Annotated in this window: 10 protein-coding genes; all 10 read right to left on the reverse strand. The window is 67.1% G+C overall.

What is annotated here, in order from left to right; all coding sequences use genetic code 11:
- Positions 1-233 precede the first annotated feature (233 nt).
- Positions 234-1610 (reverse strand): alkaline phosphatase family protein, encoded by a 1377-nt coding sequence (locus M3498_09965; GenBank protein MDQ3459608.1) that lies wholly within the window; start codon positions 1608-1610, stop codon positions 234-236.
- 47 nt (positions 1611-1657) lie between these two features.
- Positions 1658-2533, reverse strand: coding sequence for a UbiA family prenyltransferase (locus tag M3498_09970; GenBank protein MDQ3459609.1), 876 nt, complete (start codon positions 2531-2533; stop codon positions 1658-1660).
- A complete protein-coding gene (gene eboE, locus M3498_09975) occupies positions 2523-3722 on the reverse strand; it encodes a metabolite traffic protein EboE (GenBank protein ID MDQ3459610.1) in 1200 nt (399 codons plus the stop codon). The genes M3498_09970 and eboE overlap by 11 nt, the downstream gene beginning before the upstream one ends.
- Positions 3723-3725: 3 nt before the next feature.
- Positions 3726-4565, reverse strand: coding sequence for a TatD family hydrolase (locus tag M3498_09980; protein ID MDQ3459611.1), 840 nt, complete (start codon positions 4563-4565; stop codon positions 3726-3728).
- Complete coding sequence (locus tag M3498_09985) at positions 4562-4882, reverse strand: hypothetical protein (GenBank protein MDQ3459612.1); 321 nt, start codon at positions 4880-4882, stop codon at positions 4562-4564. Before M3498_09985 ends, M3498_09980 begins: the two co-directional genes overlap by 4 nt.
- Positions 4852-6054 carry a 3-dehydroquinate synthase gene (locus M3498_09990; GenBank protein MDQ3459613.1) on the reverse strand — a complete coding sequence of 401 codons (1203 nt, stop codon included), beginning with the start codon at positions 6052-6054 and terminating at the stop codon, positions 4852-4854. Before M3498_09990 ends, M3498_09985 begins: the two co-directional genes overlap by 31 nt.
- A gap of 298 nt (positions 6055-6352) precedes the next feature.
- A complete protein-coding gene (gene glcF, locus M3498_09995; GenBank protein MDQ3459614.1) occupies positions 6353-7645 on the reverse strand; it encodes a glycolate oxidase subunit GlcF in 1293 nt (430 codons plus the stop codon).
- Entirely contained in the window at positions 7646-8746 is a 1101-nt protein-coding gene (locus M3498_10000; protein MDQ3459615.1) for an FAD-binding protein, read from the reverse strand.
- A 10-nt stretch (positions 8747-8756) separates the two neighbouring features.
- Positions 8757-10205, reverse strand: a complete 1449-nt coding sequence (locus M3498_10005) for an FAD-binding protein (protein MDQ3459616.1) — start codon at positions 10203-10205, stop codon at positions 8757-8759.
- A 104-nt stretch (positions 10206-10309) separates the two neighbouring features.
- The coding region (locus M3498_10010; GenBank protein MDQ3459617.1) for a malate synthase at positions 10310-11189 on the reverse strand (880 nt) is incomplete at its 5' end.

Here is an 11189-nt window from a genome sequence, read left to right on the forward strand (position 1 = left end):
AGCCCTGCCAGGAACGCAGAGGAAAGCGCAAGACGTCGGGGATGTTGATGGTGTCCACCCGGGGCAGCCGGGCGCGAATGAGCTCGAGCTCGGAGCAAAGCGAGGTCTCGCCCCTAGGCACGAGTTCAACGGAGATTCTCACCGGCCTATTCTACAGCTAGCTCTCGCGCCTCTGCTGTTGGCGCAGCGGTTCTTCCACTAGGCGCGCAAGCCCAGGCTGTTCTCGGCTTCGGTCATGGTCCCTCCTTCAGGTGCTCGAGAATAAGCCCGCACACCTCCCTGGCCTCGAGCGCACGCTTCCCGAGCAGCTCCGGCCTCGAGGAGATGAGCAGCGGGCCGTCGGCGGGGTCGGTGACCAGGCCGTGCGAGCCCTTCACCACGCTGGCGTCGAGGCCGATCACGTCCATCAGGTAGCGAAAGCCGAGTCCCTTCTTTAGGAGCGTCATGGCCACCTTGGCCTTGGGGTTTTTGAGCGCGGGGTTGACGAACAGCTCGGCGGGGTCGTAGCCGGGCTTGCGGTGGATGTCGACGGTGCGAGCGTAGTCGGGCGCCAGGCGGTCGTCCAGCCAGAAGTAGTAGGTGAACCAGGCGTCCGGCTCGGCCAGGACTACGAAGTCGCCGGCGCGAGGGTGGTCGAGGCCACGGGCCCTTTTGCCCGCCTCGGCCAAGACCTCGGCGACGCCGTCGGTGGTCTCGAGCAGCGCCCGCACCTCGTCCCTTTTGCTGTCGTCGTTGACGTAGACGTGCGCCACCTGGTGGTCGGCCACCGCCAAGGCCGCGCTCATGCCGGCGTTCAGGTCCTCCAAACCGAGTTCCTCGCGCACCGCGATCCAGCCCCGTTCGCGAAAGAGCCGGTTGAGGTGAACGGGTCTGGACACCGGCGTGACGCCGTACTCCGACATGACGATGATGTGCGCGCCGCGCGCCTCGTAAAAGTCGATGAGGTCGCCCGCCACCGCGTCGATCTCCTGGAGGTCGGTTGTAACCTTCGCCAGGTCGGGGCCGTAGCGCTGCAAGCCGTAGTCGAGGTGCGGCAGGTAGACGAGGCTCAAGGTGGGGTTATGGCGCTCCTCGAGCCACTTGGCGGCCTCGGCGATCCAGCGGCTCGAATGAACCGAACTGTTCGGCCCCCAGAAGTTGAAGAGCGGAAAGGCTCCGAGGTCACCCTGCAGGGCCGGACGGAGCTCGGCGGGCCAACTGTAGATGTCGGGCAGCTTGCGCCCGTCGGCGGGGTACATGGGCCGCTCAACCACCACGTAGTCGGCCTTGGAGTAGGTGGCGTAGCGCCAGAACAGGTTGGCGCAGGTAAAACCGGGATCTTGCGCCTTGGCCCGTTCCCAGAGCTTGGGCTTTTGCACCAGCCCGTCCGAGCGCCGCCAGAACTTGACCTCGTGCTCGTCACGAAAGTACCAGCCGTTGCCGACGACGCCGTGCTCGCTCGGCAGCGTGCCGGTGAGGTAGGTCGCCTGCACGCTGCAGGTCACGGCGGGCAGCACCGGCGTGACGCTCACCTGAGCGTGCCGCTCGGCAAAGGCTCTTAGCCGCGGCGTCGCGGGGCCGATCAGGCTCGGCGCCAGGCCGACCACGTTGAGAACGGCAGTCTTGTTCATAGGCTTGTTCATTGGCTTGTTCATAGGCTTGTTCATCGGCTTGTTCATCAGGTTCCCTTGACGTAGCGCTGCAAGAACAAGGTGGCGAGAAAGGCGATGAAGGCCAGGCCCAGCCCAGCCGTCGCGCCGACGCTCGCCAAGACCAGGACGTCCAGCAGCGACACGCCCGCGATGAGGTGCCCGACCGCCCTGCCGAAGTTGCGCCACTGCGGGCGGTAGACATAGGTGATGCTGTAGATTACCCAGCTTATAAAGAGCAGCGGCAAGACGAACATGATCGGCGCCAGGGGCTGGAGCTCCGCGAAGAAGGCCGGCAGGAAGAGCAGGACCGCCGGCCAGTAGCGCGTCACGTCCGCCCGGTGCTCTAGCTTGGCGATATAGGTGAGGCCGATGATGTAGAGCGCCAGCATAGCGCTCCACAAGATGAGCGGCCAGGTCGGCTCCGTTGAAAAGGCGAGAAAGGCGGTGAAATAGACCATCGCCCGGGTAGCCGCCATGAGCACGGGGCTGAGCGGGTTGCGCTTGTGCCAGAGGTCGTAGAGGACGATGAGCGCGATCAGGACCAGGCCGCTCAGGAAGGGCGCCACGCCCAGGTAGAGCAGCAGCGCGCCGCCTACGCCGAAGAGGACGAAGACGCTCAAGAGCGCCTCGCCACGGGAGATGAGCCCCGAGGGCAGGGGCCGCTCGGGACGCTGCCGGCAGTCGGTTGCATAGTCGCAGAGGTCGTTTAAGACCATGCCCGCGGTGTAGAAGAAGACCAGCGCGATCACCAGCGCGAGGACGGTGCCGGTCGGCTGCACCTGCCCGGCCAGGGCGGCCCCGGCTAAGACGTTGCTGGCGACCGTGGGGCTGTTGGAGACGCGCGCCAGCGAGAGAAAGCCGTAGAGCCTGGACCCGGAGGCGCGGAGTTCGCTAGAGGACATCCAACACCCACCGGTACTCTCGAGCGATGGACTCGGTCAGATCGCGTTTCAGCCCTCGCGGCAACACCTCCCAGGTATAGGTCTCGATCTCGAGGTGCTCGCAAAACGCCTCTTCGCGCAGAAGTTCAAAGGTCTTGAGGATGCCGTCCTGGGTCGAGGCGAAGGCGCCATAGCTCTCGACGAAGATGGGCACGTGAAAGTGCACCCGCCACTCGCTGGCCTCGGGGTCGTCAATCCTGTCCAGACAGCCCTGCAGGTCGGGGTAGCGCATCAGGCTGCCGTCCCTGTTGCGCTGGACGACCTGGTGCAGGTAGACCGATTCGGCGAAGGGCTGAAGCGCGGCCCTGAGCCCGCCCCGCCCTTCACGCGCTCCCGGTAGGGGCAGCTCGAGCGCCGAGCTGATCTGCACCTTGCCCACCCTGATGCCGTGTTCGGCAAAGCGGGCCAGGACCTCGGCGGGCTCCTCGTAGGCGACGGCGACGTGGCAGGTGTCGAAGCAGACCCGAACGTGCTCGAGCAGGTGCGCCCGCGCCTCTTCCCGGCCCACCCCCAGCCTCTCGGCCAGGCCCCGCGCGCCGAAGGTGAGCAGCCAGTCCTCGAAAAAGTACACCACCTCGAGGCTGTTCTCCAAGAGGCCGTCGGGCTCGGGCTCGAGGTCCAGATGGATAAGGGTTCCCGTCTCGTTGAGCTTGACGAGCCTTTCGGCTACCCGCACGACGTTGGTCGTGAGCAGTTCCCAGCTTGCCTCGTCGCCGGCGTCCAGCCAGGCCTTGTAGGAGAGCGGGCTCGTCGAAAGGCTGCCGCTCGTGCCCGCTGGGAGCAGCGCCGCCAGAATCTTAACCAGGCGCAGCGTGTACAAGACGCGCTCCTCCTCGCGCCAGTCGGGGGCGTGGACCTTGGCCTTGACCGGCTCGCGGTGAAAGGGGCCGTGGGGAAAGCCGTTCAGGGTAAAGACGTAGAGGCCCTCCTCGTCCAAAAAGCTCTTGAAGCGCGCCAGCGCGCCCCCTTGAAGCTCGCGGCTCTCGAGCCCCGAGAGCCTGAGTCCGATGCCGAAAGGAGCGTCGGGCGACAGCCTGGCCTTGAGGGCCGGGGCGTAATGCCGAAGCTGCGCGAACACCTCCCGCCAGCCGTTGCCGGGGTGGACGTTGGTGCAGTAGGTGAGCTGAAACGGTCTTCCAGCTAAGCGCATTCTCTAGGTTAACACCGCTTCGACCGCCTGCGCCCGGGTCTCGGGCAGCTTGAATTTGGGCGACTGGCCGAGGAAGGCTCTTGGGTTCTCGAAGATGACCTCGTGGATGAGCCTCTCGTCATGGCCGCGGCGGCGCATCTCGAGCGCGAACTCGGGCACGGCTACCGGGTCGCTGGGACCCCAGTCGCAGGCCGAGGCCACGCAGATGCGCTCCGAGCCGTAGATCTCGAGCATGTCCACGGCGCGGCCCGGCGAGGTCTTGGTGGACGGATAGAGCGTCAGCCCGGTCCAGAAGCCGCTCTCCAGGATCATCTCCAAGGTGTGCTCCTCGGCGTGATCGACCATGACCCGGCCGGGGCTGATGCGCGGATCGGCCGCGAGCGTCTCCACGATGACCTTGGTGCCCTTGTACTTGTCCTCCAGGTGGGGGGTGTGGATGTGGATAAGCTGGTCGTGCTCGAGGGCCAGCTCGACGTGGTCTCTAAAGGTCGCCAGTTCGTTGCGCGTCACCCGGTTGAGGCCGATCTCGCCGATGCCCAGGACGGTGGGCCGGCCCAAAAACTCGGGGATGATCGCAAGCACCTGCTTAGCGAGCGCCCGGTCCTCGCCCTCCTTGGGGTTCAAGCAGAGCCAGGTGTAATGCAAGATGCCGTACTCCGCGGCGCGCTTGGGCTCGAAGTCGGTCAGGTGATCGAAGTAGTCGGCGAAGACGTCAGCCGACCTGCGGTCGTAGCCCGCCCAGAAGGCCGGCTCGGTCAATGCGACGCAGCCCGTCAGGGCCATCTTCTTGTAGTCGTCGGTGCTGCGCGAGACCATGTGCGCGTGCAGATCGATGTACCTCATCCTTCACCTCCGGTTTGCAGGTTTCGCTTGGACGCGCCGTAGGCGCTCTGCCCGTCGCGCTCGTCCAAGAGGCTGGTGTCCTGATCGCTCAGAAGCATCTGGATGCGCTTGACCCGGCCGGGCTCCGCTTCGCTCAGGGTGTTTAGCGCCCGGCGCAGGGCCAGCACCCGAAAGTCGTCCTCGGCGTCCTTGCTGACCGAGCGGTCCATGCGGTCCAAATAGGCGGCGAGGTCCAAGACCTTGGTGCGGTGTTCGATAAAAAAGTCGTCGACGAGCTTCCTCTGCGTCAGCGGGCAAGAGCCGGTTTGGCTGGCCATGATGCGCCTCCTTTGGCGTAGTCCTTGAGAAAAGCGATGCTGTCCATCAGCCTGGCCTCGTCCATCTCGTGGACCTCCTGGCCCCTGCCGATGCCCTCCAAGAGCATGATGGTGAGCCGCCCGCCCAGGTGCTCGCGAAACTCGCTCAAGCCGCTCAGGACGCTGCGCGGGTGGTCCTTGCCCAAGTGCTCGCCGAGTTCGGGGGCGTAGAGGGGCAGACCCAAAGAGGCGATGAGTATGATAATGCGCCGCCAGTCCGCTTCGGGCAACAGGCCGTTCATGTGAGAATAGGTCGCGTCGAGCGCCAGGCCGATCGCCACCGCCTCGCCGTGGCGCAGGCGGTAAGCGCTGAGCGCCTCGAGCTTGTGCGCCGCCCAGTGGCCGAAGTCGAGCGGCCGAGACGAGCCGAACTCGAAGGGGTCGCCGCTGGTGGCGATGTGCTGGAGGTGCAGCTCGGCGCAGCGGTAGACGAGCCACTTCATGCTCGCCAGGTCGCGCCCGACCAGTGCGTCCGCGTGGTTTTCGATAAAGGCAAAAAACGCCGGGTCCTTGAGGAGCGCGACCTTGACGGCCTCGGAGATACCGCCGAGCCAGTCGCGGTCATGAAGCGTGGTAAGAAAGCCGAAGTCGTTCAAGACGGCCACGGGCGGCGCGAAGGTGCCCAGGAAGTTCTTTTTGCCGAAAGCGTTGACGCCGTTCTTGACGCCCACCGCCGAATCGTTTTGCGACAGGACGGTGGTCGGCACGCGCACGAGCCGCACGCCCCGGTGGGCGGTGGCGGCGGCGTAGCCGACCATGTCGAGCACCGCGCCGCCGCCGATGGCTACTATATAGGCGTGGCGGTCGATGCCGTGCTCGTGAACCGCCCGGTGGACGCGCTCGACATTGACCGGGTCGTTCTTGACCCCTTCACCGCCCGCCACCACGAGCGGCGGGCAGACGAGCTCCAACACGTCCGCGTGGCGCGAACAGTAGGCTTCGACGGCCTGCGCCAGGCCGGGGTGATGCGCGGCGACGCCGCTGTCGAGCACGGCCAGGACCTTCTTGGGCAGCTCGGTGCTCCCCTCGGCGACCACGCCGGCCAGCAGCGGGTTGTCCAGAGCGAAGAGCCCGGTGGTGAAGTGAACGGGATAGCGGAAGGTCAGCGCGACGGCCTGGTGGATCGTCTGCACGCGCCTACCGCCTCGTCCGCGCTGGGAAGGTGGAGGGCAGCTCGGTGGCTGGAGGGATCAAAGGGAGCATCAGGGTTACCTCGACAGAACCAATCATGACAAAGGGCAATCATGGCAAAAGGTGGGTATCAGAATCATGACCCTGTTCCACAACGGTTCGGATCACGGCGCGGTCTCGAGTGTAACCGGGCGGCGCCAAAGGCTTCGTCGCCTCGAGTCGTGGTCTAGCGCCACGCCCAGCATGCTCCTGCTCGAGGCCGCCACCTGCTTGGCGCCTGCCGACCTGGCGCCTGCTGATTCAGCCTCGAGCCCCGTAGGCCCGGTCGAGCAGCTCCACCGTGTGCAGGACGGGCAGGGGCCGGCCTTGGGCCGCCAAGTGCTTCTCAATCTGCGTCATGCAGCCGATGTTGCCGGTGGCGATCAGTTCCGCGCCGGTAGAGAGCAGGTTCTTGGCCTTGCGCTCACCCAGCCTTCCCGCCGTCTCGGGGTGCTCGATGTTGTAGGTGCCCGCCGAGCCGCAGCAGAGCTCCCACTCGGGCGGTTCGACCAGGGTCAAGCCCGCCACCGCCTGCAACAGCCGCCGCGGCGCGCTGCGGACGCCCTGGGCGTGGGCGAGGTGGCAGGCGTCGTGGTAGGCCACCTTGAGGGGCTCCTCCAGGCGGGGCGGCTTGAAGCCGAGCTCGTCCAAAAAGGTCGTCACGTCCTTGACCTGTCCGGCGAAGGCCCGCGCCCGCTCCTCGTCAGGGCTGCCCTTGAACACCAGCGGATACTCCTTCATACCCGAGCCGCAGCCCGAGGCGTTGGAGATGATGGCGTCTATGTCTCCTATATCTCCCGGAAAGGCGTCCCCCAAAAAGGCGTCCAGGTTTTTCCTCGCCGTCGCCAGGGCGCGCTCCGCCTCGCCGACGTGCATGGCGAGCGCGCCGCAGCAGGCCTGGTCCCGCGGGACGACCACCTCGACGCCGTTTTCACTGAGCACGCGCAAGGTCGCCCAGTTGATGTTGGGGGCGAGCACCTGCTGGGCGCAACCCGCCAACAGGGCCACGCGGGCGCGCCTCCTACCCTTGGCCGGGGTGAGCGTGGGCATGCGCCCCGTTTGGGGCAGCGACGCAGGCAGCAGCTCCATCATGGCGCTGAAGTTGCCCGGCATCAGCCCCTTGAAGGGCCGCCCCAGCCTGCCCAGCAGGGCGGCGATGCGAAAGCGCCAGGGATAGGGCAAGGTCTCCATCACGAAAAAGCGCTGGAGGCGGTCCAAAGGCTTCTTCTCGCGCTGCGGCTCGGCCCAGGCCCGAAAGGGCGTGATGAGCTCGCCGTACTCGACGCCCGAGGGACAGGCGGTGACGCAGGCCAGGCAGCCCAGGCAGTGGTCGATATAGGGCTGGGCTTCTTCTAAGGCAAGCCCGCCCTCCAGGACTTCCTTCATCAGGAAGATGCGGCCCCGGGGCGAGTCCATCTCCTCGCCCATCACCACGTAGGTGGGGCAGGTCGGCAGGCAGAAGCCGCAGTGGACGCAGGACTCGACGGCGTGGGCCATCTCCGCAGCCTGGGGTGCCTGGGGTAAGAGGTCTTCGACGGGAATGGTATGCTGCATCTAAATCTCCAGAAACTTGCTGTCGGGGTCGAGCGCCGACTTGATCCGTTTCAGCAAGGCCTGCCCGCCGAACTTGCCCAACCAGGGCCGCTCGGGCGGGCCTTTGATGATGAGGCCGGAGAGGTCCAGGCTGCTCAGCAGCTGCGCCAGGCTGTCTATGTCGTCCGGCCAGGCAATCCAGACCAGGTTGCCCGCCACGCTGTAGCGCCGCCCCGCGCCCCTCGCCTCGAGCTGAGCGTCCAACGAAGGAATGCGCCTGGGCGTCAGCGGCACCTTGACGAGCATCGCGCCGCCAGGGAGCCAATCAAAGGCAGCCATGCCTTGCCACAAGGCCGCGTCCTCCTCGCCCGTGAGGGTCTCCCCCGCGCGCGCCAGAAAGCTCTCCAGCCGCTTCACCCGCGGCGGCAGCGCCTCCGCCAAGCCGCCGATGCGCAGCAGCAGCGTTCCCGGCGGCTCGAGCTCGAGCGCTTCTAAGTCAAACGGCGCCGTGCTCAGGCGCAGCAGGGCAGAGAGCCCTTCCTCCAAACCGTCAAAGGACACCTTGAGCGTCGTATAGGCCTTGGGCGCGGGAAAGACCTTGAAAGAGAGCTCGGCGATGACGCCGAGACGGCCCATGCTCCCAACCATCAGCTTGGGCAGGTCGAAGCCCGCCGAGTTCTTGACCACCTTGCCACCGGCGCGGGCGAGTTCGCCCGCGGCGGTCACCATCCTCACCCCCAGAATGAAGTCGCGCACGCCGCCGTAGCGCACCCTGCCCGGCCCGCTGAGGCCGCTCGCGACGGTGCCGCCCAGGGTCGCTCCGGCCCCCGCCAGGGGCGGGTCGAAGGGCAGGTATTGGCCGTTCTCGGCCAGCAGGCGCGCGACCTCGGCGAGTCTGGTCCCGGCGAGCGCGGTGAAGGTGAACTCGCTGGGGTCGTACTCGAGCACGCCAGCTAGCCCGGCGAGCTCGAGCGTCTCGGCCCCGCCCGTCGGCGTCGACAGGGCGGGCTTGGAGCCGCCGCCGCGGGGCAGGAGCTTCCGGTGAGTCCTGACCGCCTCCTGGACCTCCGCTATCGTCCGCGGCCGCAGCGTGTCCTTGCTCGCCGTCGCAGGACTATTCACGGGAGCAGGACTACTCACGGGAGATGACGCCCTGCCTCTCCAGAGGATGCGGGCCGTGCTGCGAGAGTGCCGGGGCCTCGCCGCCGGGGAACATCTTGCCGGGGTTGGAGAGCTCCGCCGGGTCGATGGCCAAGCGCAGCGCCTTCATCACGCTCAGGTCGGTCTCGGAAAACATCTCCGCCAGATAGGCGCGCTTTTCGACACCCACCCCGTGCTCGCCGGTGATCGAGCCGCCCAAGCGCACGCAGAGCCTCAAGATGTCGCCGGCGAGTTCCTCGGCGCGCGCCAAGGCTCCTTCCTCACGGCCGTCGAAGAGGATCAGCGGGTGGAGGTTGCCGTCGCCGGCATGAAAGACGTTGGCGACGCGGATACCGTAAGCCTCGCTCAGCCTCTCGATCTCGCGCAGGGCCTCGCCGAGTTTACCTCTCGGCACCACCCCGTCCTGGACGAGGTAATCGGGCGAGAGGCGGCCGACCGCCGAGAAGGCGCTCTTGCGGCCCTTCCAGAACAGCGCGCGCTCGTCGCCGTCGCGGGCGACGCGCACCTCATAGGCGCCCGAGGCCTCGATCGCCTCGCTGAGCTCCGCGAACTCGGCCTCGACCGCATCCCCCTCGCCCTCGAGCTCGACGATCAAGATCGCCTTGGCCTCCGCCGGATAGCCCGCCCCCACCGCCGCCTCCGCCGCGTCGATGGCCAGCCGGTCCATGATCTCCATGGCGCCGGGCAGGAGGCCCAGGGCGATGACCCTGGTGACCGCCTCGCCCGCCGTATGAAGCGAGTCGTAGGCGGCCAAGACGGTGCGGTAGCGTTCGGGCACCGGCAGGAGCCTGAGGGTGATCTCCAAGGCCACCCCGAACAGTCCCTCGTTGCCGCAGTAGAAGCCCGCCAGGTCGGGGCCGACGCCCTCCAGGGAGTCGCCGCCCAGGCAGACCACCTCGCCGCCCGGCAAGACGGCCCTGATGCCGAGGACGTGGTTGGCGGTCATGCCGTACTTGAGGCAGTGCGCGCCGCCCGAGTTGAAGGCGACGTTGCCGCCGATGGTACAGATCGTCTGAGAGCTGGGGTCGGGCGCGTACAGCAGCCCGTGCGGCATGGCCGCCTTGCTCACCGCCAGGTTGATGACGCCGGGCTCGACCACACAGGTCCGCTCCTCGGGGTCCAAGCGAATAATCCTGTTGAGGCGGTTCAGGGCGATGACCACGCCGCCCTCCACCGGCATCGAGCCGCCTGAGAGCGAAGTGCCGCTGCCCCGCGCCAGGAAGGGGACGCCCTCGCGGTAACAGCAGCGCACCGTCTCGATCACCTCCTCTTGGGTCTCGGGCAGGACCACCGCCAGCGGCCGGGTGCGAAAGGCGGTGAGGCCGTCCGACTCGTAGGGCGCGAGCTGCGCGGCCTGGGTCAGCAGGCGCTCTCGCGGGTAGAGCTCGCCGAGCGCGGTGAGCAGAGCTTGAGCGGACATGCGGTCTCCTTCGCGGGCTTCTTGGTCTCCTTGCCGACGGGTCTCCTTGCCAAAGCCGGCAGCAGACCTCGAGCAAGGCGAGCTTTCCCTATGCTAGCAGGTCACTAGTCGATCCGCTCGTAGGCGGGCAAGGTCAAGAACTCGACGAAGGTGTCGGTGAGGACGAGCCCGTCCATGATCTGAGCGGCCTCCTCGAGCCGGCCCATGTCCCCGAGTTTGACCACCTCTTCGTCGCGCAGGCTGCCGTAGAGCTCGGCGGTCACGGTGCGGCCGTCATCCAACCTGGCCTCGTTTTGAATCCACTGCCACAGCTGCGCCCGGCTGATCTCGGCGGTGGCCGCGTCCTCCATCAGGTTGTTGATGGCCACCGCACCGTTGCCGCCGAGCCAGGCGGCGAGGTACTGAAGGCCGACGCTGATGTTGTTGCGCACGCCCGCCTCGGTGATGGTGCCGCCCGGCACCTGGGCGCCCAGGATGTCCTCGGCGCGGACCGTGACCTCTTCTCTCAGGCGCTCCTTCTGGTGGGGCCTGTCGCCCAGGACCGCGTCGAAACACGCCAGCGCCACCGGCACCAGGTCGGGGTGCGCCACCCAGGTGCCGTCGAAGCCGCCCTCGGCCTCGCGCGTCTTGTCCTCGCGCACCTTGGCCAGGGCCGCCGCGGTCACCTCGGGATCGCGGCGGTTGGGGATAAAGGCGGCCATGCCGCCGATCGCGTGCGCGCCGCGCTTGTGGCAGGTCGCAACCAGCACCTCGGCGTAGGCGCGCATGAAGGGCACGGTCATGGTCACCTGGTCGCGGTCGGGCAGGACGAACTCGGGGTGGTCGCGAAAGCGCTTGATCATGCTGAAGATGTAGTCCCAACGCCCGGCGTTGAGCCCGGCGGCGTGCTCGCGGAGCTCATAGAGGATCTCCTCCATCTCGAGCGCGGCGGGAATCGTCTCGACGAGGACCGTCGCCTTGATCGAGCCCCGCGGGATGCCCAGC

This window comes from Deinococcota bacterium (assembly GCA_030858465.1).
Classification (GTDB): domain Bacteria; phylum Deinococcota; class Deinococci; order Deinococcales; family Trueperaceae; genus JALZLY01.

Coding starts and splice junctions, on each gene's coding strand:
- M3498_09965 (MDQ3459608.1), bottom strand. CDS start 1,610: ATGAACAAGACTGCCGTTCTCAACGTGGTCGGCCTGGCGCCGAGCCTG.
- M3498_09970 (MDQ3459609.1), bottom strand. CDS start 2,533: ATGTCCTCTAGCGAACTCCGCGCCTCCGGGTCCAGGCTCTACGGCTTT.
- eboE (MDQ3459610.1), bottom strand. CDS start 3,722: ATGCGCTTAGCTGGAAGACCGTTTCAGCTCACCTACTGCACCAACGTC.
- M3498_09980 (MDQ3459611.1), bottom strand. CDS start 4,565: ATGAGGTACATCGATCTGCACGCGCACATGGTCTCGCGCAGCACCGAC.
- M3498_09985 (MDQ3459612.1), bottom strand. CDS start 4,882: ATGGCCAGCCAAACCGGCTCTTGCCCGCTGACGCAGAGGAAGCTCGTC.
- glcF (MDQ3459614.1), bottom strand. CDS start 7,645: ATGCAGCATACCATTCCCGTCGAAGACCTCTTACCCCAGGCACCCCAG.
- M3498_10005 (MDQ3459616.1), bottom strand. CDS start 10,205: ATGTCCGCTCAAGCTCTGCTCACCGCGCTCGGCGAGCTCTACCCGCGA.